The organism is Streptomyces sp. NPDC026246 (assembly GCF_055567995.1).
In genome coordinates this window covers 130419-155657 of the sequence record NZ_JBVHPJ010000011.1, presented here as the reverse complement: position 1 = coordinate 155657, position 25239 = coordinate 130419, and the positions used below count along the sequence as shown (strand labels likewise).

Here is a 25239-nt window from a genome sequence, read left to right as displayed (position 1 = left end):
CAGTCGGCGGGCCAGTCAGAGAGCGGACGGGAACGCCACAGTCCGGTCGGCGGCGCTGTCACGGGGGCGGGCGGAACGTGACAGCCGGATCAGCGGGTCACTCACCGGCGGACGCCGTGCGGCCGCCGGATCAGCGGCCGGTGCCGGTCCCCACGGCGCCCGCCAGGGCCGTCTCCGGCTCCGCCTCCGCGCGCCGCACGGGCACCGCTACGGTGTCCCGCCCGGCACGCTCCCCGCGCCGCCCCCTTCCGGCCAGCCGGCACCCGAGGCAGTCCGCGTGGCCGCCCGCGGCGGCCGAGTCCCGCACCCGCCAGCCCCACTCCTCGCGGGGCCGCGCGCCCGGGCCCTTGCCCCAGCCGGTGAGGTGCAGGGCCCAGGTGACCAGGAGGCCGAGCACCGCGACGCCGAGCCCCGAGGCGATCAGCAGGCCCGAGACGGCACAGACACCCGCTCCCGCCACGACGGCCCCGACGGTGGCGATACCGAATCCGACCCACCCTGCGGCGGTGTGCCCGTGGTCATACTGATGTGCGCTCACGTGCGTCCTCCGATCGAGGGCTCGGCCTCCGAGCAGAACCCCTCACGAGCTAAGAGTTTAACAACCCAAACATCTCACGAACTAAGGGATCTGGGAATGCAAGCCAAGCCGCGTCCGGCCGCCACACCGGAGCAGGCACTGTCGGCGATGGACCAGCTCATCGCAACGCACCTGGTCGGACAGCACGAGATCGCCCAGCAGGTGGGTTTGAGTGTGACCGACCTCACCTGCTTCGGCTATGTCATCGAGGCCGGCGAGAACCACCCCACGGCGGGGGATCTGGCGGCGCGCGTCCACGTCACCACGGGTGCGGTCACGGGCATCCTGAACCGGCTCGAACGGGCGGGGTACATCACCCGCCTCCCCGACCCGGCCGACCGCCGCCGGGTCCGCGTGGCCGCCCGGCCCGAGGCGGTCGCCCGGGTGCGCGAGGTCTACGAGCCGTACTACGCCCGCCTCGGGGCGCTCTTCGCGGACTACACGCCCGACGAGATCGCCGTGCTCACGGACTGGTTCACCCGGGCCGGCTCACTGGCCGCGACCTACCTGGAGGAGTACGGCCGCCCCGACTGACCGGCGGCGCCTCGCACGCGCGGGCCGCCGGGTGCGCCCGCCGCCCTCAGGACGCCGGGCGGCCACCGGACGCGGACTCCCTGATCCATGTCCGGGCCGTGTGCCAGATCCAGTAGGCGGCGGCGCCGGCGTAGATCCAGAACCTGGGGGAGGACAGGTCGGCGTCGCGCAGTTCGTCCGCGAAGAGCGAGACGACGAGCACGGTCAGCGCGGTGACGCCGTACAGCTTGCGCCGCGCCAGCCGGCGCTCCCGGCGGGGGCCGTCGGCCAGGCGCATCGCGTAGACCTCGGCGCTGCCGAAGGCCTCCTCGGCACCGTCGCCGGACGCGGCCAGATGCTGACGGGCTTCCCGCACATGGGCCCGCGCCTGCGCGGCCGGCAGCGCGTGACGTCCGCGCAGCAGGCCCTCGACGTGAGACAGCCAGCGCTCGTCGTCGCCCCGGAGCCCCGGGGTGAACCAGCGGTCGGCGGTGTCGTCCGGGAAGGCGACCGCCGCTGCGGTCAGCGCCACGCCCGCCACCGCGAGAGCCGGGACCGGGAACGTGAACAGCGGCTCATCGGGCAGGAACCCGGCCGCGGCGGCACCGCCGCCCAGCGTCGCGAGCGCCGCCGAGGCGAAGATCCACGATCCGGTGATCCGCCCGGCGGCCCGGGCCGCGAGAACGGCGGACGTCAGGACGGCGGTCAGCACGACGGCGGTGAACGCCGCGAGCGACGACCAGCCGGCGTCCGCCCAGAGGCCGTCGTCGATCCACCGCAGCACGCCGACGACGGCTCCGGCCAGGCCGAGTGTCGCGAGGGAGGCGGTGAGGCGCTCGCCCGGGGTGAGGCCCTGGGCGTCGACGCGCGCCCGGTCCTCCTCGCCGATCCGCTCCGCGGCCACGGAGCGCGCGTACGCCACGGGGTCGCCGAAGAGGTCGTGCGGCGTCCGGCCGGTCTCGGTCACCGCGTCGTGCGCCTCCGCCAGGACCTGCTGGATCAGATCGGCGGAGGCCTGCTGGTCGAGGGCGAGGCGCAGTTCGACGACCGCCGCCCACGTCTCGTCCTCCTCGCGCGGCCAGTCGAGCTTGTTCGTCGTGGTCAAGACGCTCCCCCTTCACGGTCCCCGAGCAGCGTCGCGACGGTCCCGTGGAGGTCGTGCCACGCGGTGCTCTCCCGGCGCAGCCGTTCCCGTCCGGCCTCGGTGATGCGGTAGTACTTCCGGCCGGGCCCGCCCTCGCCGGCGCCCCACTCGACCTCGACCGCGCCCTCCTCCTCCAGGCGCGTCAGAGCGGGGTAGAGGGTCGCGGGCTTCACGCCCTCCAGCCCCGCCTCGGCCAGGCGGCTCAGCAGTGCGTACCCGTAGTTCTTCTCCTCGGCGTCCAGCACCCCCAGCAGGCAGAGGGGCAACACCGCCCGCGTCCACGCCGTGTTCACCGCCACCGGCCCTCCCGAGGGTTCTGATCAACCGACTATTCGATTATCCAGAATAGTCGACCATACGAAACCCCGGCGCAAGGGCTGCTCACCAAGGACTGCTCACGGGGCACGGGGGACGCGGAGTTGACCGGACACCGCGCACGGAAACGCCAGAGGCCCCGGATCTCTCCGGGGCCTCTGGTCTGTGTGCACTCGGCAGGATTCGAACCTGCAACCTTCTCTGATCCGTAGGATCGGGCAGGGCATCGTGCCCGCTGCCGACAGCCTCAGATCCCGATCGCCCAGGTTGGCGATCGCGTGCGAGCGTGTGCCGTCGTTGCCGTCAGAGCTGCCGTCAACGTCAATCGGGGCGTCGCGCCATCGCCGAGTGTCCGCCCCCGTCTCGGTCCCAGAGAGAAGAAGTACGTCGTGACTGAAGGACGTCCCGCAGCCCACAGCCGATCCACCACGCGGCTGGTGCGCCCCGGCGCTGCGGTTCCCCGGGACCGTTCCGGAAGCCTGCGCTGACGCGGTGTGAGACCCGCGCGGCAGGGAACTCCCCTACAGAGGAGGGCCTGCGCGGCCGTCGGCCGACGAAGCAGCAGGCGCAACCCCGTCTGCGGTCCGGTCTCATCGGCCCCGGGGCGGCGCCGTCTTCCCTCCCGGAGAGAGTGTCACCACCATGGCCACGAACACCACGGTCCGCCCCGTGCCCCCTGAGGCGGTCGGCAGCGATTTCGCCCGCCTGTCCAGAAAGATCGCCGATGCCGGCCTGATGGGGCGCCGCCCCGGCTACTACGCACTGCGGATCACGGTCGTGACCGGGCTCTACGTCGGCGGATGGGCGGCCGTCGCACTCAACGGCGACAGTTGGTGGACCCTGGCGGTCGCCGCCTTCCTGGCCGTCGTGTTCGGCCAGGTCGCCCTGCTCGCGCACGACATGGCCCACCGCCAGGTGTTCCGCCGGCGCCGGGCCAGCGAGGTGTCCGGCCGGATGGCCGGTGCCGGTATCGGCATGGGCTACGGCTGGTGGCAGGACAAGCACACCCGCCACCACGCCAACCCCAACCACGAGGACCTCGACCCGGACCTCGACCCCGACCTGCTGGTCTGGTCCCAGGACCAGGCCCGGGCCGCCACCGGGCTTCCCCGCCTGATCGGCCGCTGGCAGGCGTTCCTGTTCTTCCCGCTCCTCACGCTGGAGGGCTTCAACCTCCACGTGTCGAGTGTGAAGGCGCTGGCCAATCGCTCGCTCAAGCATCGAGGGCTCGACGGGGCGCTGCTGTTCGGACACTTCGTCGTCTATCTGAGCGTCCTGTTCTGGCTGCTGCCGCTCGGTATGGCGTTCGCGTTTCTCGCCGTCCACCAATGCCTGTTCGGCGTCTACCTCGGCTCCCTCTTCGCGCCGAACCACAAGGGGATGCCGATCCTCAAGGGTGACGACCGCCCAGATTTCCTGCGCCGCCAGGTGCTCACCTCGCGCAACGTCAGCGGCGGCCACCTCACCGACATCGCCCTGGGCGGGCTGAACCACCAGATCGAGCACCACCTGTTCCCCAGCATGCCCAGCCCCAACCTGCGCAAGGCCCGGACCATCGTCCGGCGCTACTGCGAGGAACTGGGTGTGGACTACGTGGAAACCGGACTGATCACCTCCTATCGGCTGGCCCTCATCAGTCTCCATCAGGCTGGAGCACCGCTTCGGAACTCCCGCGTCCCCGCGTAACGGGCCCGATGCCGCGACTTCGGACGACCCGGTCGGCGTGCGGCTCCGGCACCAGCCGCACGCGCGCGGTCGGAGTTCGGCGGCCCGTCACCGCGCTCCCCGTGGGTATGCCAGGGCGCGGGCCGGCCCAGCCGGTCACTGCCGCCAGTCTCCCCGTGCCCGTCGCCGGTCATCGCGGATCCGCTCCTGCCGGTCCCGGCGGCGGACGAAGTCGCCCGGTTCGAAGTCACCTTCCGCGAGGCGCCCGACCACGAGACCGAGGATGCCCAGCCCAAGCACCAGCAGGAAGGCCCAGAAGTCACCGAAATACGCGGCGAAACCCAGCGCCATCCCGGCCATCAAGCCCACCACAGCCCTGCTCATGACGCGCTCCTTCACTCAAGCGGACTGCACTGCCCCGGCTACTGAATCCGCTGCCGCTCCTCCCCTTCGTCCTCCTCGTCGGGGAGCTTCACATCGCTGACCATGATGTTGACTTCCACAACGTCCCGCCCCGCCATCCGCTCCACCGCGGCAATCACGTTCTCCCGCACCTCACCGGCCACGTCCGTGATGGAGACGCCGTAGTCGACGACGATCTCCAGATCGATGGCCGCCTGCTTCTCTCCGACCTCGACACTGACCCCCCGCATGGCGGACCTGCCACCACCGGCGCCGGGCATCCGCTCCCGCACGGACCCCATCGAGCGCGCGAATCCGCTGCCCAGGGCATGGACGCCGCGCACCTCGCGAGCCGCCATTCCGGCGATCTTCTCCACCACCACATCTGCGACGGTCGTCCGGCCGCGAGAACCGGGCGCACCACCGTGCCTTGCGCCGGTGTTCTCAGTCATCGGGACATTCCTCCCTCACGGAGCCCGGCTGTCACATCATTTCGCCGTATTCTTTTGAGTGTACTTGCGGCGATTTCGGCAGAAAAGATCCGATATCAGCGCAAGCTGAGCCGGTTCCGCTCAGCCGCCACATCGAGGTCCAGCTCGCCCACGGGCACCGTCCGCTGGACGTCGCCGAAACGGCGCCGCGGCCGGCGGGACTAGCCCCGGTCAGCCCACGGTGACCTGCCGCCGATTGACGTTCATCGCAGAGGATCTCAAGCTGACAGGGGGCCGGCGGAAGGACCACGGTCGTGAGTGCTGGGCAGAGTGAGCTTCCCTGGTTGCTGACCGCGGCGGAGACGGCAGCGCCGGTGGACGCCGCCGACGTGGTCGCGGAGGACCTGCGGCGGCGCTTCAAGGCGGCAAGGGTCTCGTTCCTCATCGTGGATCTGACGGGGAAAGCCGTGGCGCGGCTGTCGACCGCCCCTGCCACGGGTGGGCGGGAGGCGGAACGGATCCCGATGTTCGGCAGCGCCTATGAAGAGGTGATCCGCACCCAGCGGCCGTATCAGGAGGTGACGGGCCAGGGGCATCGGGTGATCATGCCGGTGACCAACCGGGGGGATGCGATCGGGCTGCTGGAACTGCTCCTGCCGGCCGACCCCGATGAGGACGTCCTCGCCGCGGTCGGGGAAGCCGCCCACGCCCTGGCCTACATCGTGATCGCCAACGGGCGCTTCACCGATCTCTACACCTGGGGAAAGCGCTCCAGGCCGCCCACCTTGGCGGCAGAGATCCAGTACCAGCTTCTGCCCTCCTCGCTGTCCTGCGAGGCCGCGCAGTTCACCCTGTGCGGGAGCCTGGAGCCCTCCGAGAGCCTCAGCGGCGACACGTTCGACTACACCCTGGACCGCGACACCCTGCATGTGTCGGTGACCGACCCCATGGGCCACGACCTCGATGCCGCCCTGGCCGCCACGGTCCTGGTGAGCGCCCTGCGTGGCGCCCGCCGAGCCGGAGCCGGCCTGGTCGAGCAGGCCCGCCTGGCCGACCGCGCCCTGGCCGATCACGGCCACGGTCACGCCACCGGGCAGTTGCTGCGCATCCACCTGCGCACCGGGCAGGCCCGGTTCGTCAACGCCGGTCACCCCTGGCCGCTCCGCATGCGCCAGGGGGATGTGGAGGTGGTCCCCTGCGAGGTGGACCATCCTTTGGGGCTGTCCGTGTTCGCGCCCCACCCCTACCGCGTCCAAGACCTCGATCTGCGCCCCGGTGACCGTCTGCTCATGTTCACCGACGGCATGGTCGAACGTCACGGGGGCAAGGTCGACCTCGCCGCCTTGCTGAAGCACACCCGGGGCCTGCACCCCCGGGAGGCCGCGCTGGCGCTGACGTCGGAGGCCCGGGACGCCGCCGGGGGCCGGCTCGAGGACGACGCCACCGTCATGTGCCTGGACTGGCACGGCCCCCACGAGACCCAGCGGCACGTCAGTTCCGGAGCGGACACCCGGCAGGCTTCAGCCGTCCGCGAGAGGCGACAGCCGTGACCGGGGCACTCCCCCTGGACGGTGCCGGGAACGCCTGCCCCGGGCACTGTGTCAGGAGCCTGTACGGGAAGCCGGGGGGCACGGTCTCAGGGCGGTCAGGGGTGTCCTTTCCGCTCGGCGGGGAGCCCGACGGGATGCTTCGAGCCGAGTGCTCCGCCGGGTCTGCCTTGCGCGGGGACCGCTCCGGCGTCCGCCGCCAGGGCCGGTGCCGGCCCTCTGACCTTCCTCCGCCGTCCCACGCGTCGGCAGAGGTGAGGCAGAAGGGTGTAGAAGCGGTCGGGCAGGAACACCGCGTCCGCGACGATCATCGCCCCGGAGAACAGAGGCAGACCCATGAGCACGGCGATGCCGATGTGCATGCCCAGCAGCATGGTGAGGACGGGGTACTTGAGTCTGCCGAACAGCACGAAGGGGAAGGCCACCTGCAGGAGCACGGTCAAGTATCCGGCGGCGGCGATCAGGAGTGTGTGCTCGTCGACGAAGTGCGAGAGCACCGGCCAGGGCCGGAAGAGTTCGAGGTTCAGGGCGTAGTGGAGCGCGGTGCCGCTGCCCCAGGTACTGCCCTGGACCTTGTACAGGCCGGCTGATCCGTAGAGAAGACAGACCTGCGCCGCGATGAGGAACATGCCGCAGTTGTGCACCGCCGTGACCAAGGTGGTCCGGCTGTCACGGAGTTGCCGTGCGAGGGGCTTTGCCGGCGGTTTCGGCGCGCTGCCGGCAGGAGCCGGCTTCCTCCTTTTCCTGCGCGCGTCGAGAGACCAGCGTCGGCCCGAGGCGGTGAGGACCAGATAGAGGGCCATCAGCAGGACCAGATTGTCGCCCCCGTCCGTCATGAAGATCGCGCGAGCGTGGAACGAGGTCACCACCGCGGCGAAGAGGACGGACACGAGGCGGGTACGCCAGCCCAGCATGAACAGCGCGGACGTGACGAGGGCCAGCACGTAGCAGAGCTCGAAGTAGGCCCGGTCGTCGGAAAAGACCAGGAAGCTGACCCAGCCCGTCTGCTCGAAGAGCTCCTGGGCCAGGGCGGCCGTCCACGGAGATCCGGGGCCCCAGATCTCGTCCCGGTGCGTGAACTCGCGCAGGAGGAAGACCAGATAGAGCAGCCCGTAGCCGATGCGCAGCACCGACGCGGCGTAGAGGGACACCGGGCGCCCGGTCAGGAGGTGCCACACCGCCTGGATCCGGTCGCCGAGCCACCGGTCGGCACGGGCAAGCACCGTCCTCTGCGTCTCATTTCGCATGGCGGGTCACCTTCCACCACGGCAGAAGCCGGTTCTCGGAGGGTTTCGGCGGGCGATCACCGACCGCCGATCCGGGCGCGGCGACGGGCCGCGTGACGACACGGAGCTGGACGAAGTCGAAGGTTCCGCCCTCGTGGGCGGCGAGACGGTCCGCGGCGATGTTGGCCAGGTACTTCCGCATCATCACGGCGCGTTCCGTGCGCACGCTGTCATCTCCTCCGTGCGACTCGGTGTAGCCGGACCAGGCCCGACGCAGCATGTTCTGCGCCGTGTGGCTCGGGAAAACGTGATGCTCGACCGCGGAGCCGTCCACGGCGGTCAGGTCGAACCAGGGACTCACCCGAACCGAACCATCGGAAGCGGTGTGGGCGGTTCTGGCCAGGATCTGGCGGTTGACGGACTCCGGGTCCGGCGCGAAAAGCCGCCAGTTCTGCTCGAAGAAGGGGAACACCCACCCATTGATCTGCGAGCCGTAACGCTTGGAGACGGTATTGGGCGGTGCCACATGGAGGAACACCAGAAGCACATGGAGAACACTCGCCGCCAGGCACGAAACCACTGCGGCGCACAGGCCTGCTTTCATTAGACGGGCGCCTCTAGGCACCTTGGGTGGAACCGCCGTGGCGTCAGGACAGTCCTGAACAACCGGACCGGATTCGAAATGCCGGATTTCCTTGGCGTCCGCCGCGTCAATTCCGCTCGACATCGCCTACCTGCCTTCTCACGTTCGGCCGCTCACGCCGAGGCGGCGTGCGGCGGACCCGAAGAGATCCGCCGCACGCCGTCCTCAGGTGAGCCGGCTGATCGCAGTGCGTTGCCTAACCGTCGAGGCCCTTGGAGTGGTCGTCGTCCTCATGGCCCTTGGGCGTCCCGGCGTAGCCGTGCTTCTCGTGCGGCTGCTTGCCGTAGCCATAGGCCTCGTGGGGCTGGTCGCCGTAGCCGTAGGCCTCGTGGGGCCGCTTGCCGTGGTCGGACCCGTCGCCGTGACCGGGCTTGTGGTGGCCGGGCCTGCCGGGCTTGTCGTCGTGGCCGGGCCTGCCGGGCTTGTCGTCGTGGCCGGGCCTGCCGGGCTTGTCGTCATGCCCCGGCCCGTTGTCGTGGTCTCCGCCGTTGCCGCCGCCGTTGCCGCCGGTGGTGTTGCCGGCCGTGTTGCCCGCGGTGTTCCCGGAGGTGTTGCCCGCGGTGTTGCCGGACGTGCTGCCGGCGACGTTGCCCGAGGTGCTGCCGGGCGAGGCGATGGGGCCGCCCAGGAGGCCGCCGGTCACGAGGCCACCGCTGATGAGGCCCCCACCGGTCGTTCCGGTCGTGGTGCCGGTCGTGGTGCCGGTCGTGGTGCCGGTGGTGGTTCCCGTCGTCGTCCCACCTGTGGTGGAGGTCGCGCACCCACTGAGGAAGATCCGGTTGTTGTCGAGCGTCACGGAGCCGTTACGGGCCAGCGCCCGGCCCTCGATGTTCGCCCCCGAGTTAACGCTGATCGAGGTCAGCGCCATGATGGTGCCCACGAACGTGGAGTCGGTGCCGAGGGTGGCCGAGCTGCCGACCTGCCAGTACACGTTGCACGGCGAAGCGCCGTTCGTAAGGAGCACCCGGCTGGCGGACGCCGTCGTCAGGGCCTCGGGAATCTGGAACACCCAGACGGCGTTCGGGTTTCCCCCGGCGTTCAGGATCAGGTCCCCGGTGAGTCCGACTCCGACCTCGGCGGTGTGGACGCCCGGGAGCAGCGTCTGGCCATTGCCGATGGCCGCCGGGAGTGCGAAGTCCGTGGCCTGGCCCGCCGCGTTGTTGTATGCCGTGACCAGGTCGGACTTGGCCTGAAGTGCAACAGCGTCCCCAGCGTGCACTTCGCCGAGCACGAGGCCGGGCGGGAACCCGGTGATGGACGGGTTCGGGTGCGTACCGAGGTCCTGGCTGATCACCGAGGGGCCGGTATTGGTAACACCCTGACCTGCGAGAACGGAGAAGTCTGCGGCCGTGGCCAAAGGCACGGGCGTCGCGATGGCCACGGCCTGCGTCGGCGTCAGGGCGACCATCACAGCGGCGACCGTGGCCGCGAGCGCCGAGGCCAGCAAGCCGGACATGCCACGGCGGTGAGTTACGTGAGGGATCTTCAGCTTCATCGAAAGCCATTTCCTGTGGGGCCATGGCGCACCGGGCTCGACTGATCACCCGGGAAGCCTCGTTACTGTTACTGCTGACGCATATTACGCAGCAATATTCGTGTAACTGACTTACGCAAGACCGGAGAGTTTAATAGTCATTCGAACGGTGCACGGCGTTGCGAAAATAGCTTGAATTCGAGGAACCAGAGCCGAATGCGGTAATATTCCTACCGGTACTCCCGTCGACGCGGATTCCGCTACAGGGCAGAGACCCGGGTGCAAGGTGGCTGCCCGGCACTGCGCCGGAGTGCATCGTGTACTGAGCTTCCAAACCGTCGGCCAGGAGTCGGGGGACCATCGACCCATTGGTGTGTCGGCCGCCGACCTGCCAGCGATCCCGACGCTGCTGCGCCCTCGGCAACTGCTGCACGACGCTCCCCTCGGACCGGACCGTGCGCTTCCTGCTGGTGATCCTGCGGGCCGCCCTCCAGCACGCCGTACGCGAGGACGAGCTGCCCCGCAATGTGGCCCGGAACGTCGAGCTGAGCATGGGAACGAAGCGCGAGATAGAACCGCTCACGGTCAAAGAAGGGCGTCAGCTCCTGGCGGCGGCCGGAGACAACCGGCTGTGGGCCGCGTACGAGCCGGCGGTCCGCATCGGCCTGCGGCGCGGGGAGCTGCTGGGGCTGCGCTGGTCGGACGTGGATCTCCACGAAGGCGTCCTCACCGTCCGGCAAGCCCTGCAGCGGGTCGGCGGCGAGTTGCTGATCGTCGCGCCGACGACTCAGCGCTCGGCCCCGCGTGGCCCTGCCGTCCGAGTGTGTGACCGCGCTTCGCGCTCAGCGCGCCCAGCAGCTCGCCGACCGAAAAGCTGCTGGCTCGAACTGGAAGGGGACGGCCCAGGGCCTTGTCTTCACCACGAAGAACGGAACCCCCATCGAGCCGCGCAACCTGAACCGCTCCTTCGAGGCTCTGTGCGTCCGCGCCGGCGTCCGCAGGGTCCGCTTCCACGACCTGCGCCACACGTGCGCCTCACTGCTCCACGAACAGGGCGCCGACGCCCGCATGATCATGGAAGTCCTCGGCCACAGCTCCATCCGCGTGACCATGGACATCCACACCTTCGTACGGCTCGACTCCCAGCGGTCCGCCTTCGACCGCGTCGGGAACGCCCTGAGGGGTGACGGCAACGATCCGGACGATGACGACGGCCCGGCCGGTGTCCCGGTAGCCGTCTGATCGACTCGCAGAGACGGTTGCCGTCAACCACTGCCGTCAGGGAAAAAGCCAGAGGCCCTGTGGATCTCTCCACAGGGCCTCTGGTCTGCTGTGCACTCGGCAGGATTCGAACCTGCAACCTTCTGATCCGTAGTCAGATGCTCTATCCGTTAAGCTACGAGTGCTTGTTCTGTTGTTTCGCCGCTCTCGGGCCTTTCGGCTCGCTCGCGGCGACAGGAAGAACATTACATGACTGCCGCCGCCATGTGAAATCCATTGGCCGCACCCCTTGTGACCTGCGAAAACAGGGCTACAGAGGGACAACGACAGCGAAGCCCCGGTCGGATGACCGGGGCTTCGTGATCGGGTGCGGAGGCGGAGGGATTTGAACCCTCGATGGGCTTTAAGACCCAAACCGCATTAGCAGTGCGGCGCCATAGACCGGACTAGGCGACGCCTCCAGCGCATCCACCCGCGCGAGCGCGAGTCGGTGCGTGCCGATGATGACACAGTCGAGCGGGGTGTCACCAATCGACCCCTACGGTACTAGGCGGGAAGGGCACGGGGCAAAGGCCTTGTCACGTGGGCGCGGATCGCCGGAACCGGGCTGGGCGGGCGGGAACGGAGGTGCCGGGCGGGCGGGAACGGAGTTGCCGGGCGGGCGCGGGCAGCGGGGCCGGGCGGGCGGGAGCAGCGGGGCCGGGCGGGCGGAACGGCCGGAACGGGCGCAACGTCCGGGGCGGCCTCGCGTTAGGCAGGGCATGTTGCGTGCCACCCCCCGGGCCACCGCCCGCCCCGTCCTGCGGCGCCTCCTCCTCGGCGCCGCCGCCTCCGTCGCCGGCGTCGGTTCGCTGGCCGCCGTGCCCCCGGCCGCGTACGCCGACGCCACCGCGGCCGATCCGCTGCCCCGCGAGTGGGTCGACGACCTCCATGGCCGAGACCACCTCACCGTCACCGTGCGGAACGCCGGAGAGGGAGTGGACGGCACCTTCGAGCTGTACTGCGGCCCCGACGGCGGCAGCCACCCCGACCCGCGCGGCGCCTGCGCGGCCCTGGAGCGGGACACGCGGTGGGGCCGGGACGTCTTCGCGCCGGCCCCGCAGGGCGGCATGTGCACCATGCAGTACGGCGGGCCGGCCACCGCGCACGTCACCGGCACCTGGGCCGGGCGCCCCGTCGACGCGACGTACGACCGCCGCGACGGCTGCCAGATCGACCGCTGGGACCGGCTCGTGCCGCTCCTGCCCGGCATGGGGGAGAAGTCGGACGCCGTCCGCTGAGACCCGGCCCGGCCGGTCCCCCTCCGCCGGGGCCCGGCCGGATGCGTCCCGCACCTCCACGGCACGTCCCCTTTGCGCCACACTCCGCCCGCATCAGGCCGGCTCGGCCGAAACGTACAGAAACGTCTTCGTCGTAAAGGTCCCGCGAAGGTCTCGCGACGTCGTCGCAGGAGGGCGGGCGTTCGCGGTCGCCCGCGCGCCGGTCCGGGGTCACTTCCCCGTGGGACCTCCCTCTCATCCGGCGTCGCGAGCGCAACCCCAGCCCTTAGACTCCCTCGCGTGACACGCTGCGGGACGGTTGGCAAGATGGCCCGAGCGGTCGGCAAGGTGCGGTAACAGGAGGGAAGCGTCTCGTGAGCAGCAGGCCATCCCGAGGCGCTGCTCGCCTCGCAGCCATACTGGACGCCCTCCCCGACGCGTTGGTGCTGGTCAACGCCAACGGGACGGTGGTCAACGCCAACACCATCGCCCTGGAGGCCTTCGAGACCCCGGGCACCGCCCTGGTGGGGCGCGGGCTGCTCGACCTGCTGCCGCAGTTCGACTCCAAGCTCATCCCGGGCTCCATGCGACGGCCCGAGCACCTCGACCCGCGGGCGCGCACCAAGCCCACCCGGATGGTCGCGCGCAGGACCGACGGGACGGAGTTCCCCGTCGAGGTCACCAGTGCGAATCTCGAGAACGGGCAGCAGGCGTACGACGGTTACGGCTACACCGGCGACGAGCTGCTGATGCTCGTCGTGCGCGACCTGTCCGGGACCGTGGACACCGAGGCCGAGCTGGCCCGCTCGCAGCGTCAGACCGAGATGATCCTGCGGGCCGCCGCCGAGGGCGTCGTCGGCACCGACACCGACGGGCGGATCGTCCTCGTCAACCCGTCGGCCGCGCAGATCCTGGGCTACCGGGCCAGCGATCTCGGCGGACGCGAGCTGCACACGCTCGTCCTGCACTCGCGGGCCGACGGATCGCCCTTCCCGTACGAGGACTCGCCGCTCGCCGACACCCTGCGCTCCGGGCGCAAGCACCGGGTGCGCGGGCAGGTGCTGTACGCCAAGAACGGCGCCAAGGTCCCGGTCGACCTGACGACCGCGCCCGTGCGCGACGGCGACCAGCTCGTCGGCGCCGTCATGACCTTCACCGACCGGCGGCCCTACGACGCCGTCGTCGAGGAGAAGGAGGCGGCCGAGAAGGCCCACGCCGAGGAACTGGAGCGGCTCTCCGAGGAGCACGCCTCCGAGCTGACCGCCCTGCGCCAGCAGCACGTCACGGAACTGGAGGAGCTGCGCGAGCGGCACGCCGAGGAACTCGCCGCCGACGAGGAGCGGTACGCCGCCCTCGGGGAGCGGGAGAAGGACCGGTTCGACGCGCTCTCCGCACGGCACGAGCAGCTGCTGACCCTGCTGGGCCGGTCCCTGCGCGGGCCGCTGGAGGAACTGCGCCGCGAACTGGCCGCGCTCGCCGCCGACGACGCCGGGCAGCTGTGGCCCGAGGCCAACCAGGTGCTGCACCACCTCTCGGCCGGCTACTCGCGCATCACGACGCTGATCGACAACGTCCTCGGCTTCCAGCGGCTCGACGCGGGCAGCGAGAACGTCACCCGGACGAAGGTGATGCTCGACGCCGTCGTCGCCGCCGGTGTCGACGGGGCCGTGGAGCTCATCGGGCCCGGACGGGTGCAGTTCGCCGTGCACGCCCCGCCCATCGAGGCCGAGGTCGACCCCCGGCTGCTCGCCACCGCCCTCGCCCATCTCGTCGCGGACGTGGCCGGGGTCGACGCGACCGGCAACTCGCCCGTGTCGGTGGGCGGTTACATGGACAACACCGTGGTCGTGGCGGCCGCCCAGCGCGGCGAGGTCGTACGCATCGAGGTCCGCGGGCCGTACGCCGGGGGCGACAGCGTGCATGAGCCGATCGTGCGCGGGATCGTCCGGGCCCACGGTGGCGTCCTGCAGACGCACGACGTGCCGGGGATGAGCGGAAGTGCGTACGTCCTGGAAGTGCCGCTCGGCAGCGGGGCCGGGGCCGTCACCGAGCAGCCGGCGGACGAGGCGGCGGCCGCGCCCGCACTCGCGCCCGGCGACCAGCCTTCCGGCGGGGGGCGCCGCCGTGCCCGGCGGGGCGGCACCGACGCCTTCCTCGACGGGGACGCTCCCGCGGGTGAGGGCGAGGACGAGGCGGGCCCCGGTGCCGAAGGCGGCGTGCCGACCGGGCGGCGCAGGAGGCGCGCCGCCGGGGAACCGGCCGCGCTGCCCGCACCGGCCTCCGGCGAGGACGCCGCCTCGGGTGGTACGGGGCGGCGTCGCGGCCGGCCCGCCGAGGACGCGGGTGCGGCGGCCGTCGGCAGCGCGGTGCAGGGTGTCGCCGAGGGCGCCGTCGTGATGGCCGGGGAGCACGTGGCGGGAGCCGCCGCCTCGAACACCGGGCTGGGCGGCACCGTTCCGCCGCAGGGCGTGCCCGTGCCGTCCGGGCGGCGTGCCCGGCGGGAGCCCGGTGAGCAGCACGCGCTGCCTGCGGCGCTTCCGGCGGCACCGTCCGGGGAGCAGGGACAGGACCAGGACACGCAGGACCAGGATCCTGCGCAGGCCCCGCAGCCGACGGGGCGCCGGCGCAGGGCGCTGGCCGCCGCGAACGAGCGCGCCGCGGCCGCGCAGCAGGCTGCGGCGGCCGGACCGCGTCAGGTGTTCGCGCTGCCGCCCGCGGAGGCCGACCAGGCGGCGCCGGGTGCGGGTACACAGGCGCCGTCAGGGCAGCCCGGTGCCGGTGGTGCCGGTGCTCCGGCTGCCGGGCAGGGGGTCGTGGCGGGGCCCGGCGCTGCCGGTGACGAGGGCGTCGAGGAGGGACGGCACGATGCCGTTCCGCACGACCAGTCCGCCGATCACACGCCGCCCCAGCCGCACCCGACCAGCCGGCCGACCGGGCGCCGACGGCGTGCCGTGGCCGCGCCGGAGTCCGCCGGGGTACCGGCTCCCGACCCGTCCGTGCCCGCTCAGGCTCCGGCTCCGGTCGCGCAGGGGGCCGGGCAGCAGCCTGCCGGACCTCGGGGTGCCGGGCAGCCGGGGGCCGTGCCGGGACATCCCGGCCAGGTGGCCGCCGCGTCCGGAGGAGCCGCACCGGTGGCCGCCGGGCCTGCGGGGGCCGTGCCGCCGAATGTCGTGCCGCCGGGTGTCGTGCCTCCCGGGGCCGTGCCCCCGGGTGCCGGGGCCGGGCAGGGAGTTCCCCCGCAGGGCGTCCCCGCCCAGGGGCTCCCCGCCCAGCAGGTCCCCGGAGCCGTTCCGCCCGGACAGGCCGTGCCCGCACAGGCCGTACCCGCACAGGGCGTGCCCGGTCAGGCCGTGGCGCCCGCCGCCCGGGTCGCGCCGGGTACGGGCGTGCCCCCGCAGGGCAACGCCCCCCGACCGCAGACAGGTGCCGCAGCCCCGCAGGGCGTCGCCGAGCCGCATCCGGACGCCGTGCCGCCGCAGGCAGGACCCCTGCCCGGCCAGGGCGGACTCGGACACAGCGTGCAGGCGGTGCTGCCGGGGCAGGCGGTGCAGTTGCAGGCGCAGCCGCTGCCTCCGCAGGCACCGACCGCACCGACCGCACCGGACCAGCACGCCCCCGCCGCTCAGCCGCTGCCCGCGGAGGCCGCCGCCGGGCAGAACCCCGGTGTCCCGGCCCAGGCGGGCCCGGCTCGGACGACCCCCGCTCAAGCCACACCCGCTCAAGCCACACCCGCGCAGGGAACCCCGGCTCCGGGAACCCCCGCTCCGGGCGCGCCGGTCCACGGCGGGTGGCCCGCCGGGGGCGGCACCTCGGGCGCGGGCGTCCCCATGGCTGCGAACGGAGCCGCGCCGGGCAGCCACCCCCAGGGCACCCCGGGCACCCCGAGTGCCCCGGACGGGGCGGCCCAGCGGAACACTCCCGCCCCGGGGACGCCGGTGCCCCCGCAGGGTGCCGCTCCGCGGGGGGCGGCCCAGCCGCTGCCCGCCGAGACCGCAGCGCCCGTGGACCCCAACTCGACGCAGGGACGGGCGATCAGCGTCCGGACGCTGGGGCAGGGCGTGCCGTTCACCCGGCAGGCGGCCCAGGTCCAGCAGCCGCCGGCCGCCCACGGCCCGGCGACGCCTCCCCCGCACGCGCCGGGCGGTTCGGGCCGCCGCCGCAAGCTCGGCACGCCGCCCGACCCGGCCGCGCGTGCGGAACAGCAGGCCGGTCCGGACCAGGCACCGCGGCCGGCGGACCGGGCGGGCCGTCCGGAGCAGGCCGCCCGGCCGCATCCGGCGACCGAGGCGACGCCGCCCGGCGGGACCCCCGCCGGCACGCCGGTCCCGCCGGGCGCACCGGCTCCCGTGCCCGCGCAGCACTCGCTCGCGGGGCAGACGCGGCTCGCGCAGATGACCGAGGGCGGCGGGCGTTCGTACGCCATAGGCGCGCCGGACGAGAACGCGGCCGAGGGGCCCGAGCCGCTGGACGGTCCCGGCGGGGCCGTCGAGGTCGCCGACCCGCCCCGGCCGCAGCCGATGGACGACGAGCTGCCGCCCGAGCCGCTGGACAACCCGCGGCGGCTGCTGGTGTGGCCCGCGCCGGACGTCAGCACCCAGCAGGCGCTGAGCGACCGCGGCTACCGGCCGGTGATCGTGAACTCGCGCGAGGAGGTCGACGCGCAGATCGCGGCGTTCCCGGCCGCGCTGTTCGTCGACCCGCTGACCGGGCCGATCACGCGGACGGCCCTGCAGTCGCTGCGGCAGGCCGCGGTGGCGGCCGAGGTGCCCGTGCTGGTCACGGCCGGGCTGGGACAGGCCTCGCGGGACGCGGCGTACGGGGCCGACCCGGCGGTGCTGCTGAAGGCGCTGGCGCCGCGCGACAGTGAGCAGCACCCGCCGCGGGTGCTGCTGATCGAGGAGCACGCCGAGATCGCGCTGGCGCTGACGGCGACGCTGGAGCGGCGCGGCATGCAGGTCGCGCGGGCCGCGAGCGACGCGGACGCGGTGACGCTCGCGGGGCAGTTCCGGCCGAACCTGGTCGTGATGGACCTGCTGCAGGTGCACCGGCGGCAGGCCGGGTTCGCCGGGATCGTCGACTGGCTGCGGGCGAACGGGCAGCTCAACCGCACCCCGCTCGTCGTCTACACCGCCGCCGTCGACCAGGCGGACCTGCCGCGGCTGGCGTCCGGTGAGACGGTGCTGTTCCTGGCGGAGCGGTCCACCAGCAACGAGGTGCAGACCCGGATCGTGGAGCTGCTCAGCCGGATCGGCACCAACTGAGCACCTCGCCCCTGTCCTACCGGGCCGTGAGCCGGCGGGCCGCCTCCTTGACCGAGGCGCGCAGCCGGTCCGTGTCGGGGTCGCCGCCGCCGACCAGGATGCGCCGCATCTGCGGGACGACGGCGGTCCAGTTGGCCAGCGCGGTCAGCAGGAACAGCAGGTCGGCGGCCGGGATCGCGTCGGTGACGACGCCCCGCTCCTGCCCGTCGCGCAGGGCGGCGACCTTGCGGGCGTAGTGCTCCTGGCGGTCGGACTCGTGGGGCAGTTCGGCGCTGCCGTACTCCAGGCCCTCCCAGAAGAGCAGGCGCAGCAGTTCGGGGTGGGCGGCGTGGTAGTCCGTCAGCCGGTCGATCCAGCCCTCGATGTCGTCGGGGTCGACGGGGACGGCCTCGGCGAGGTGGAGCATCTTCCGTTCCAGGACGATCGCGAAGAGCTCGGCCTTGTTGCCGAAGTAGGCGTAGATCAACTGCTTGTTGGCCTTCGCCTCGGCGGCGATGCGGTCGATGCGGGCGCCGGCGATCCCGTGCCGGGCGAACTCGGCGACCGCCGCCTCGAAGATCCGGGCCTTGGTGGCCTCGGGGTCCCTTGCTGCCATGAGGGAGAGGGTAGCGCGACGAGGCAACCAACTGTTTGGTTGACATGGAATGGCGAGGCGCCCCAGACTGTTGGCCCGATTGCCAACCAACCAGTTAGTTGTTAGAGCCGACTCCAAGGAGTCCTCCCCTCATGCCGACAGCGACCACGACCACCTCCCCCCGGGCGGGCCGTACCCCGGCGCGGGCGCCGCGCACGCCCTCCCCCGGTCTCTTCCTCACCCTGCTCGCGGTGTGCAGTGCGGTCACCGCCGCCAACATCTACCTCGCCGCGCCGCTGCTGTCCCTGATGGCCCACGACTTCGGCTCGACCCCCTCGGCCCTGGCCTGGATCGCCTCCGTCGCACAGCTCGGCTACGCGGTCGGCCTGCTGTTCTTCGCGCCGCTCGGCGACAGCGTCAACCGCCGCCGGCTGGTCGCCGGGCTCACGCTGGTGACCGCGCTGGCGCTGGCCGCCAGTGCCCTCGCCCCGGGTGCCGGACTCCTCGCGGTCGCCGTGTTCGTCGCCTCGGCGGCGACCGTCGTCCCGCAGCTGCTCGTGCCGCTGGTGGCCGAACGGGCCCCGGCCGAGCGGCGCGCCCGGCATGTCGCCGCCGTCATAGCGGGCCTGTTCACCGGCATCGTCGGGGCCCGGGTGCTGGGCGGGCTGGCGGGGCAGGCCTTCGGCTGGCGCTGGGTGTTCGCGGGTGCCGCCGTGCTGACGCTGGCGCTGGGGCTGGCGACGGCGTCCGTCCTGCCGTCGCGGCGCAGCCGGGAGGGCTCGCTGTTCTCCGGGCTCGCCGCGCTGCCGTCGGTGCTGCGGGGCTCGCCGGAGCTGTGGCGGGCGTGTGTGCGCCAGGCCGGGATGTTCGGCGCGTGGAGCGCGCTGTGGACGTCGCTCGCCGTGCTGCTGACCGGGCCGGCGTACGGTCTGTCCACCGCGACCGCCGGGCTGTTCGGGCTGTTCGGGCTGACGGCGAGCGCGGTGGCTCCGCTGGCCGGCGGGCTGGTGGACCGGTTCGGCGCGGGCCGGGTGGTGCGGTCCGCGTACCTGGTGGCGGCCGTGTCCGTGCCGCTGTTCCGGCTCGGCGGGCACACGCTCGGCGCCCTGTTCGCCGCCGCCGTCGCGATCCACGCGGCGCTGGTGGCCTCCCATGTCGCCAACCAGACGCTGGCCCTGACGTCGACCTCCACCCCGGCCACCGCCAACACCGCTTATGTGGTCGCCGGCTTCGCGGGCGGCGCCGCCGCCTCCGCCCTCGCGAGCGCCGCCTACGGCCACTTCGGCTGGGACGGGGTGTGCGCGGTGGCGGGGCTGTGGCTGCTGCTGGGCTGGGGCGTGACCGCCGTACGACGGTGAAGCGCTGCCGTACGGCGGTCCGCGGGGCCGTCAGAGGCGGGTGACGTCCAGCTCACCCTGCGCGTACTGCTTGCGCAGCACCTTCTTGTCGAACTTGCCGACGCTGGTCTTCGGGACCGCCTCGACGATCGTCCAGCGCTCCGGGAGCTGCCACTTGGCGATCCTGCCCTCGTCGGCGAGGAAGCCGCGCAGGGCCTCGAAGCCGACGGAGGCGCCCTCCTTGAGGACGACCGTGGCCAGGGGGCGCTCGCCCCACTTGTCGTCGGGCACGGCGACGACGGCCGCCTCGGCGACGTCGGGGTGGGACATCAGCGCGTTCTCCAGCTCCACCGAGGAGATCCACTCGCCGCCGGACTTGATGACGTCCTTGGCGCGGTCGGTGAGGGTGAGGTAGCCGTCGGGCGAGATGGTGCCGACGTCGCCCGTCTTGAGCCAGCCGTCCTCGCTGAACTTGTCGGCGGGGCGCAGCGGTTCGCCGTCGGGCCCGTTGTAGTAGGCGCCCGCGATCCAGGCGCCGCGCACCTCCAGCTCACCGGCCGACTCCCCGTCCCACGGGAGGCGTTCACCGCCGGGGCCGGTCAGCCGGGCCTCGACACCGGCCGGGAAGCGGCCCTGGGTGAGGCGGTAGGCGAACTCCGCGTCGGTGCCGACCGCGGAGGCCGGCGGACGGGCGACCGTGCCCAGCGGGGACGTCTCCGTCATGCCCCACGCGTGGCAGACCCGCATGCCCAGCTGGTCGAAGGCCTCCATCAGCGACGGCGGGCAGGCCGAGCCGCCGATGGTGACCTGGGTGAGGGAGGAGATGTCCCGGGGGTGCGCGGTCAGCTCGGCGAGCAGGCCCTGCCAGATGGTCGGGACGGCGGCGGCGTGGGTCGGCTTCTCGCTCTCGATCATCGCGGCGAGCGGGACCGGCTGGAGGAACCGGTCCGGCATCAGCATGTTCACGCCGGTCATGAAGGTGGCGTGCGGCAGGCCCCAGGCGTTGACGTGGAACTGCGGGACCACGACCAGCGAGGTGTCCTGGTCGGTCAGGCCCATCGACTGGGCCATGTTGACCTGCATGGAGTGCAGGTAGATGGAGCGGTGGCTGTAGACCACGCCCTTGGGGTCGCCGGTGGTGCCGGAGGTGTAGCACATGGCGGCGGCCTGGCGTTCGTCCAGCTCGGGCCAGTCGTAGGAGACCGGCTTGCCGGCGATCAGGTCCTCGTACTCGTGGACCTGCGCGGTGGCCTCGGCGAGCAGGGAGCGGTCGCCCGGGCCCGTGACGACGACGTGCTCCACGGTCTTCAGGTGGGGCAGCAGCGGGGCGAGCAGGGGGAGCAGCGAGCCGTTGGCGATGATCACGCGGTCGGCGGCGTGCTGGACGATCCACGCCAGTTGCTCGGGCGGGAGGCGGAGGTTCAGGGTGTGGAGGACCGCGCCCATGGAGGGGATCGCGAAGTAGGCCTCGACGTGCTCGGCGTTGTTCCAGGCCAGGGTCGCCACCCGCTCGTCGCCGGTGACGCCGAGGTCCTCGCGCAGCGCGTGGGCGAGCTGGGCCGCGCGGGCGCCGATCTCCGCGAAGGAACGGCGGTGCGGCTCGTCCTCGCCGGTCCAGGTGGTCACCTGCGATGTCCCGTGGATGGTCGACCCGTGGGTCAAAATCCTCGAGATCAGCAGCGGTACGTCCTGCATCGTGCTCAGCACGGCGTCCTCCCGGGGGCGACATTGCCTACGCGGTGGTAAAGGTTGCGCTGATTCTGCGCACATACCGCGCGGTATGTCACTAGGACCGGGCGATCGATCACATCACGCCGCGGCGGAGGAACGGCTCACAGAGGCGGACGACGGTCGTTCGAGCGCGCTTTCCGGTGCCGGCGGGTCAGCGGCGGGCGAGTTCCAGCTCGGTGTCCTCGCGGAGCTTGCCCAGGGCGCGGGAGACGGCCGACTTGACCGTGCCCACCGAGACGCCGAGCACCTCGGCGGTCTGCACCTCACTGAGGTCCTCGTAGTACCGCAGGACGACCATCGCGCGCTGCCGGGCCGGCAGCCGCATGATCGCCCGCCACATCGCGTCGCGCAGGGCCTGCTGCTCGGCCGGGTCCTCGCCGCCGCCGGAGCGCGGTTCGGGCTCGGGCAGCTCGTCGCAGGCGAACTCGTCGACCTTGCGCTTGCGCCACTGGGAGGTCCGCGTGTTCAGCAGGGCCCGGCGGACGTAGCCGTCGAGGGCGCGGTGGTCCTCGATCCGCTCCCAGGCGACGTACGTCTTGGTCAGGGCGGTCTGCAGCAGGTCCTCGGCGTCGCTCGGGTTGCCGGTGAGCGAGCGGGCGGTGCGCAGCAGCACCGGCCGGCGGGCCCGGACGTACGACGAGAACGACGGGTAGGGAAGGGTCTGCGCCGCTGGCGCGGCCGCCTTCGAAGCGGTGGTGCAGACGAGTGTGGTCATGGCTCCACGCTAGGAGCGGGGCGTGCCCGGCGGATCGGCCGCAGGTCCCGAAGCGGGGTCCCCCTCAGGTTGTAGGGGTGGGGGTGACTGCACCTCCTGTAGGTGGAGCGGGGGCCGGGGAGTACTGCGGGTTCGTCCCTGAGGGGGGACGGACGCATCCGCCCGCACGAACGCCCGGGCGGCGGTACCGGAGTACCGCCGCCCAGACCCTTGCCACCCCACGAAAAACCCCCCGCACCCCCCGGGCCGGTGCCGCCGCACCGACCCCTCAGCTCACCACCACAGCGGGGTGAAGCTGATGGCCGTATTGGCGTTGCCCTGGTTGACGGCCGTGAAGGCCGATCCGTTGACCTGGGCGGTATTGCTCTGGTTGGAGGCGCCGTCGCCGACGGCCTGCTGCTGTGTGGTGGCCGCGTTGCCGAAGTTGTCGCCGCCGACGCCGCTGCCGAGGATGCCCTGCTCGGCCTCGCTGACGGCCGCGATCGATCCGCCGTCCGCGAAGGCGCCGTTGTCCGCCGTCGCGACACCGGCGAAGAGGGCGGCCGCGAGCGGAAGGGCGGAGACGGCTGCGATGACGCGGGCGGTGCGGATGCTTGCCATGGTGCTGTCCCTCCAGGACTCCGGAAAACCGTGGTCGTGCCGGCCCAGGCCGGCGGTGCTGTGTGAACTGCTGCTCTCACCGGGGAAGTTGGCCGGCCGCCCCGGTGCTGTGCTCGACGTCGCGAGTCCAGAGTTGCCCGCCGAATCCCCGGCGAACCACCCCGGAAGCCGCTATTCGCACGCAAGCGTGAGGACAAGTCGATAAACCCCCGCGCGTCACTTCAGCCCCGGACAGGGGCGAAAGGGAGCTTTCGATCCCGGGCGCCGCAAGAGGTGAAGCGTTTCGGCACATTTCCCCCCACCACCTCCCGCCCCCGGCGCGTCCCGCTCGCTCCCCCTTTCCTTTTTCGAACGTACGTACGAAACTAGAGGCATGGCCACCACCGACCGGCAGGCCACGACGCTGGCCCTCGCGCACGCCCTGTCAGCCGCCGAGCGCGGGCTCGCCGTCATCCCCCTGTCGCGCACCAAGCTGCCCGCGCTGCGTTCCCCCCACCGCGACGACCCCCTCCCCTCTGTCTGCCACGGCGAGTGCGGCCGCCTCGGGCACGGGGTGTACGACGCCTCCAGCGACCCCGCCCGCATCCGCGAACTGTTCGCCGCCGCGCCCTGGGCGACCGGTTACGGCATCGCCTGCGGACTGCCCCCGCACCACCTCGTCGGCGTCGACCTGGACGTGAAGACCGGCACCGACTCCTCGGCGGCCCTGCGCGAGCTGGCCTTACGGCACCTGTTCACCATCCCGCCGACCGTGGTCGTCGTGACGCCCTCGGGCGGGCGGCACCTGTGGCTGAGCGGCCCGCCGGACGTGGTCGTCCCGAACTCGGCGGGCCGCCTCGCGCCGGGCATCGACATCCGCGGCGCGGGCGGCTACCTCGTCGGCCCCGGTTCCCGCACCGCGCACGGGGTCTACGCCGCCGCCCCGGGCACCGCCCATCTGCCGCCCGCCCCCTGCCCGCGCTCCCTGTTGCGGCTGCTGCTGCCGCCACCGCGCGCCCACCAGCACCTGCCGGGCCCGGCCGGCGGCCACGGCCAGGGCCTGGTCCAGTTCGTCCTCGCCGCACACGAGGGCCAGCGCAACACCCGGCTGTTCTGGGCCGCCTGCCGGGCCTACGAGGACGGCATCGGACCCGCGCTCGTGGAGCCCCTGGTCGAGGCCGCCGTCGACACCGGCCTGTCCGAGCGGGAGGCCCGGGCGACCCTCGCGTCGGCGGCGCGGCTCACCGGACACCGGCCGTGACCACCGCCCCGCCCGTGCCGAGCGCAGCCCCCACCAGGAACAGCGAAAGACCCCCATGCCACAGCACGTCAAAGCGCCGGCCCTGGCGCTCGCCCGCCTCGTCCTGGCCTCCGGCCGCCCGGTCGACCTCGCCGAGCTGCGGTTCACCTCGACGTACGGCGAACTGGAGGGCTATCCCTGCAAGCCGGTGAACGACCTGCGGATCCGGGCTCTCCTGCGGACCGCCCGGCGTGCCCGGCCGGGCACGCCCGTGCACCTGGTCCCGCCGCCGCGCGAGTACCCCGACCAGTACGCGGGCGGTCTCGGGCCGGTGGAGGTGCTGCCCCCGGTGGCCTGTCTCGGCACGTTCCACTCCGCGGCCCTCGACCCGGCCCACGACCCCGTCGCCTACCGTTCGCGCCTCACCGTCCTGTGGTTCCAGTCCGCCCCGCGCCTGCCCTCGGGCTGCCGTGCCGAGCCGGGGCTGCGGAACCTGGACTGGCACCGGCTGGCCCGGGACGCCCGGACGTCGGCGTAGGGCGGCCACCCCGAAGGACGTCGAAAGCGTCTCCCGCTCCAAGGCGGGTCGGCCGGCACCCCGGCACCGCGGCGCGGGGCGTGACATCGTGAGGGGATGAGCATCGTCGTGCGGCCGGCCTCGGAGTTCGAGGACGTCCGCGCCGTCCTCGGCCCGAAGTCACCCGGCGCGAACGTCTGCTGGTGCCTGAGCCACCGCATCCCGTCCCGGCTCAACAACGAACTGCGCGGCCCGGCGCGGGGCGAGTACGTCGCCGGCCTGTGCCGCGCCGGCACCGCCCCGGGCGTGCTCGCCTACGACGGCGGGGAACCGGTCGGCTGGGCCGCCGTCGCCCCGCGTGCGCAGACCACGTTCGCCCGCAACCGCAAGATCCCGCACGTCGACGACCTGCCGGTGTGGTCCCTGTGGTGCGTCCGGGTCCGCCCCGGCCACCGCAAGCAGGGCATCTCGCACGCCCTGATCGCCGGTGCCGTCGACTTCGCCCGGTCCCACGGCGCCCCGGCCGTCGAGGCGTACCCCCTCGACAACGCCGACGCGAAGGTCGACCTGACCATGGCCTACGCCGGTCTGCGGAAGAACTTCGAACGCGCGGGCTTCACCCTCGCGGCCCCGACCACCTCGGTCCTGGCCGGTCATCCGCGCGTACTCATGCGCCTCGACCTGCGCTGACGGGGCGCCGGGGCCGCGGACGACAAAGACCCGACCGCTGGCGACGGGGGATGCACCAGCGGTCGGGCCATGGCCAAGGGTAACAAGCGCTTGCGCACCACGCGCCGACTCCGCGCGCCTGAACGCCGGTTGTGACTGGTATCACTCAACTCCCTTACGCCACACGCCTGTTGAGGGT

The 25239-nt window shown here is 72.5% G+C and carries 22 protein-coding genes and 2 tRNA genes; 10 read left to right on the top strand and 14 right to left on the bottom strand.

From position 1 onward, the window contains the following. Positions 1-130 precede the first annotated feature (130 nt). On the bottom strand, positions 131-538 hold the full coding sequence (locus ACZ4M5_RS26135; RefSeq protein WP_467740241.1) for an HGxxPAAW family protein: 408 nt from the start codon (positions 536-538) through the stop codon (positions 131-133). 96 nt (positions 539-634) lie between these two features. Here ACZ4M5_RS26135 and ACZ4M5_RS26130 point away from each other — a divergent pair, with 96 nt between their 5' ends. Beyond that, a complete protein-coding gene (locus ACZ4M5_RS26130; RefSeq protein ID WP_467740240.1) occupies positions 635-1111 on the top strand; it encodes a MarR family winged helix-turn-helix transcriptional regulator in 477 nt (158 codons plus the stop codon). A 46-nt stretch (positions 1112-1157) separates the two neighbouring features. On the opposite strand, the gene ACZ4M5_RS26125 is transcribed toward ACZ4M5_RS26130, so the two are convergent. Together ACZ4M5_RS26125 and ACZ4M5_RS26120 are read right to left on the bottom strand one after the other, a co-directional pair. After that, entirely contained in the window at positions 1158-2195 is a 1038-nt protein-coding gene (locus ACZ4M5_RS26125; RefSeq protein ID WP_467740239.1) for a hypothetical protein, read from the bottom strand. Further along, complete coding sequence (locus tag ACZ4M5_RS26120; protein WP_467740238.1) at positions 2192-2533, bottom strand: PadR family transcriptional regulator; 342 nt, start codon at positions 2531-2533, stop codon at positions 2192-2194. Before ACZ4M5_RS26120 ends, ACZ4M5_RS26125 begins: the two co-directional genes overlap by 4 nt. Positions 2534-3191: 658 nt before the next feature. Between ACZ4M5_RS26120 and ACZ4M5_RS26115 the strand changes: the two genes are divergently transcribed. Next, on the top strand, positions 3192-4235 hold the full coding sequence (locus tag ACZ4M5_RS26115; protein ID WP_467740237.1) for a fatty acid desaturase family protein: 1044 nt from the start codon (positions 3192-3194) through the stop codon (positions 4233-4235). Between the two features lie 135 nt (positions 4236-4370). Here ACZ4M5_RS26115 and ACZ4M5_RS26110 read toward each other — a convergent pair whose 3' ends face one another. Together ACZ4M5_RS26110 and ACZ4M5_RS26105 are read right to left on the bottom strand one after the other, a co-directional pair. Further along, complete coding sequence (locus ACZ4M5_RS26110) at positions 4371-4598, bottom strand: hypothetical protein (protein ID WP_467740236.1); 228 nt, start codon at positions 4596-4598, stop codon at positions 4371-4373. A gap of 38 nt (positions 4599-4636) precedes the next feature. Then, positions 4637-5068, bottom strand: coding sequence for an Asp23/Gls24 family envelope stress response protein (locus ACZ4M5_RS26105; protein ID WP_467740235.1), 432 nt, complete (start codon positions 5066-5068; stop codon positions 4637-4639). Positions 5069-5361: 293 nt separating this feature from the next. On the opposite strand from ACZ4M5_RS26105, the gene ACZ4M5_RS26100 reads away from it, so the two are divergent. Continuing rightward, positions 5362-6597, top strand: a complete 1236-nt coding sequence (locus tag ACZ4M5_RS26100; protein WP_467740234.1) for a PP2C family protein-serine/threonine phosphatase — start codon at positions 5362-5364, stop codon at positions 6595-6597. 95 nt (positions 6598-6692) lie between these two features. On the opposite strand, the gene ACZ4M5_RS26095 is transcribed toward ACZ4M5_RS26100, so the two are convergent. From ACZ4M5_RS26095 to ACZ4M5_RS26085, 3 genes are all read right to left on the bottom strand, one after another. Then, positions 6693-7841 carry an HTTM domain-containing protein gene (locus ACZ4M5_RS26095; protein WP_467740233.1) on the bottom strand — a complete coding sequence of 383 codons (1149 nt, stop codon included), beginning with the start codon at positions 7839-7841 and terminating at the stop codon, positions 6693-6695. Next, the gene (locus ACZ4M5_RS26090) at positions 7831-8547 is read right to left on the bottom strand and encodes a DUF5819 family protein (RefSeq protein WP_467740232.1); all 717 of its coding nucleotides are present in this window, start codon (positions 8545-8547) and stop codon (positions 7831-7833) included. The genes ACZ4M5_RS26095 and ACZ4M5_RS26090 overlap by 11 nt, the downstream gene beginning before the upstream one ends. Before the next feature lie 112 nt (positions 8548-8659). Then, complete coding sequence (locus ACZ4M5_RS26085) at positions 8660-9958, bottom strand: ice-binding family protein (RefSeq protein WP_467740231.1); 1299 nt, start codon at positions 9956-9958, stop codon at positions 8660-8662. An 804-nt stretch (positions 9959-10762) separates the two neighbouring features. On the opposite strand from ACZ4M5_RS26085, the gene ACZ4M5_RS26080 reads away from it, so the two are divergent. After that, a complete protein-coding gene (locus ACZ4M5_RS26080; protein WP_467740230.1) occupies positions 10763-11179 on the top strand; it encodes a site-specific integrase in 417 nt (138 codons plus the stop codon). Positions 11180-11270: 91 nt separating this feature from the next. On the opposite strand, the gene ACZ4M5_RS26075 is transcribed toward ACZ4M5_RS26080, so the two are convergent. Together ACZ4M5_RS26075 and ACZ4M5_RS26070 are read right to left on the bottom strand one after the other, a co-directional pair. After that, a tRNA-Arg gene (locus ACZ4M5_RS26075) sits at positions 11271-11343 on the bottom strand. A gap of 185 nt (positions 11344-11528) precedes the next feature. Then, a tRNA-Ser gene (locus ACZ4M5_RS26070) sits at positions 11529-11619 on the bottom strand. Between the two features lie 300 nt (positions 11620-11919). On the opposite strand from ACZ4M5_RS26070, the gene ACZ4M5_RS26065 reads away from it, so the two are divergent. Together ACZ4M5_RS26065 and ACZ4M5_RS26060 are read left to right on the top strand one after the other, a co-directional pair. Beyond that, complete coding sequence (locus tag ACZ4M5_RS26065) at positions 11920-12438, top strand: SSI family serine proteinase inhibitor (RefSeq protein ID WP_467740229.1); 519 nt, start codon at positions 11920-11922, stop codon at positions 12436-12438. Positions 12439-12791: 353 nt separating this feature from the next. After that, positions 12792-17678 carry a hybrid sensor histidine kinase/response regulator gene (locus ACZ4M5_RS26060; RefSeq protein WP_467740228.1) on the top strand — a complete coding sequence of 1629 codons (4887 nt, stop codon included), beginning with the start codon at positions 12792-12794 and terminating at the stop codon, positions 17676-17678. Positions 17679-17694: 16 nt separating this feature from the next. On the opposite strand, the gene ACZ4M5_RS26055 is transcribed toward ACZ4M5_RS26060, so the two are convergent. Beyond that, entirely contained in the window at positions 17695-18273 is a 579-nt protein-coding gene (locus ACZ4M5_RS26055; protein WP_467740227.1) for a TetR/AcrR family transcriptional regulator, read from the bottom strand. 131 nt (positions 18274-18404) lie between these two features. Here ACZ4M5_RS26055 and ACZ4M5_RS26050 point away from each other — a divergent pair, with 131 nt between their 5' ends. Next, positions 18405-19610 (top strand): MFS transporter, encoded by a 1206-nt coding sequence (locus tag ACZ4M5_RS26050; protein ID WP_467740226.1) that lies wholly within the window; start codon positions 18405-18407, stop codon positions 19608-19610. Between the two features lie 30 nt (positions 19611-19640). Here ACZ4M5_RS26050 and ACZ4M5_RS26045 read toward each other — a convergent pair whose 3' ends face one another. From ACZ4M5_RS26045 to ACZ4M5_RS26035, 3 genes are all read right to left on the bottom strand, one after another. After that, entirely contained in the window at positions 19641-21284 is a 1644-nt protein-coding gene (locus ACZ4M5_RS26045; RefSeq protein ID WP_467740323.1) for a long-chain fatty acid--CoA ligase, read from the bottom strand. Between the two features lie 187 nt (positions 21285-21471). Further along, complete coding sequence (locus tag ACZ4M5_RS26040) at positions 21472-22035, bottom strand: SigE family RNA polymerase sigma factor (protein ID WP_398109246.1); 564 nt, start codon at positions 22033-22035, stop codon at positions 21472-21474. Between the two features lie 273 nt (positions 22036-22308). Continuing rightward, complete coding sequence (locus ACZ4M5_RS26035) at positions 22309-22635, bottom strand: hypothetical protein (protein WP_333931663.1); 327 nt, start codon at positions 22633-22635, stop codon at positions 22309-22311. Positions 22636-23008: 373 nt separating this feature from the next. On the opposite strand from ACZ4M5_RS26035, the gene ACZ4M5_RS26030 reads away from it, so the two are divergent. The 3 genes from ACZ4M5_RS26030 to ACZ4M5_RS26020 all read left to right on the top strand — a co-directional run bounded on the left by ACZ4M5_RS26030 (position 23009) and on the right by ACZ4M5_RS26020 (position 25061). Then, complete coding sequence (locus tag ACZ4M5_RS26030) at positions 23009-23875, top strand: bifunctional DNA primase/polymerase (RefSeq protein ID WP_467740225.1); 867 nt, start codon at positions 23009-23011, stop codon at positions 23873-23875. Between the two features lie 55 nt (positions 23876-23930). Next, positions 23931-24392 (top strand): hypothetical protein, encoded by a 462-nt coding sequence (locus ACZ4M5_RS26025; RefSeq protein WP_467740224.1) that lies wholly within the window; start codon positions 23931-23933, stop codon positions 24390-24392. Between the two features lie 96 nt (positions 24393-24488). After that, on the top strand, positions 24489-25061 hold the full coding sequence (locus tag ACZ4M5_RS26020) for a GNAT family N-acetyltransferase (RefSeq protein ID WP_467740223.1): 573 nt from the start codon (positions 24489-24491) through the stop codon (positions 25059-25061). Positions 25062-25239: the final 178 nt, after the last annotated feature.

Excerpts from the sequence above, each read along its gene's own strand:
- ACZ4M5_RS26130 (WP_467740240.1), top strand. The coding sequence starts at position 635 with ATGCAAGCCAAGCCGCGTCCGGCCGCCACACCGGAGCAGGCACTGTCG.
- ACZ4M5_RS26115 (WP_467740237.1), top strand. The coding sequence starts at position 3,192 with ATGGCCACGAACACCACGGTCCGCCCCGTGCCCCCTGAGGCGGTCGGC.
- ACZ4M5_RS26110 (WP_467740236.1), bottom strand. The coding sequence starts at position 4,598 with ATGAGCAGGGCTGTGGTGGGCTTGATGGCCGGGATGGCGCTGGGTTTC.
- ACZ4M5_RS26105 (WP_467740235.1), bottom strand. The coding sequence starts at position 5,068 with ATGACTGAGAACACCGGCGCAAGGCACGGTGGTGCGCCCGGTTCTCGC.
- ACZ4M5_RS26095 (WP_467740233.1), bottom strand. The coding sequence starts at position 7,841 with ATGCGAAATGAGACGCAGAGGACGGTGCTTGCCCGTGCCGACCGGTGG.
- ACZ4M5_RS26090 (WP_467740232.1), bottom strand. The coding sequence starts at position 8,547 with ATGTCGAGCGGAATTGACGCGGCGGACGCCAAGGAAATCCGGCATTTC.
- ACZ4M5_RS26085 (WP_467740231.1), bottom strand. The coding sequence starts at position 9,958 with ATGAAGCTGAAGATCCCTCACGTAACTCACCGCCGTGGCATGTCCGGC.
- ACZ4M5_RS26065 (WP_467740229.1), top strand. The coding sequence starts at position 11,920 with ATGTTGCGTGCCACCCCCCGGGCCACCGCCCGCCCCGTCCTGCGGCGC.
- ACZ4M5_RS26055 (WP_467740227.1), bottom strand. The coding sequence starts at position 18,273 with ATGGCAGCAAGGGACCCCGAGGCCACCAAGGCCCGGATCTTCGAGGCG.
- ACZ4M5_RS26050 (WP_467740226.1), top strand. The coding sequence starts at position 18,405 with ATGCCGACAGCGACCACGACCACCTCCCCCCGGGCGGGCCGTACCCCG.
- ACZ4M5_RS26045 (WP_467740323.1), bottom strand. The coding sequence starts at position 21,284 with ATGCAGGACGTACCGCTGCTGATCTCGAGGATTTTGACCCACGGGTCG.
- ACZ4M5_RS26040 (WP_398109246.1), bottom strand. The coding sequence starts at position 22,035 with ATGACCACACTCGTCTGCACCACCGCTTCGAAGGCGGCCGCGCCAGCG.
- ACZ4M5_RS26035 (WP_333931663.1), bottom strand. The coding sequence starts at position 22,635 with ATGGCAAGCATCCGCACCGCCCGCGTCATCGCAGCCGTCTCCGCCCTT.
- ACZ4M5_RS26030 (WP_467740225.1), top strand. The coding sequence starts at position 23,009 with ATGGCCACCACCGACCGGCAGGCCACGACGCTGGCCCTCGCGCACGCC.
- ACZ4M5_RS26025 (WP_467740224.1), top strand. The coding sequence starts at position 23,931 with ATGCCACAGCACGTCAAAGCGCCGGCCCTGGCGCTCGCCCGCCTCGTC.
- ACZ4M5_RS26020 (WP_467740223.1), top strand. The coding sequence starts at position 24,489 with ATGAGCATCGTCGTGCGGCCGGCCTCGGAGTTCGAGGACGTCCGCGCC.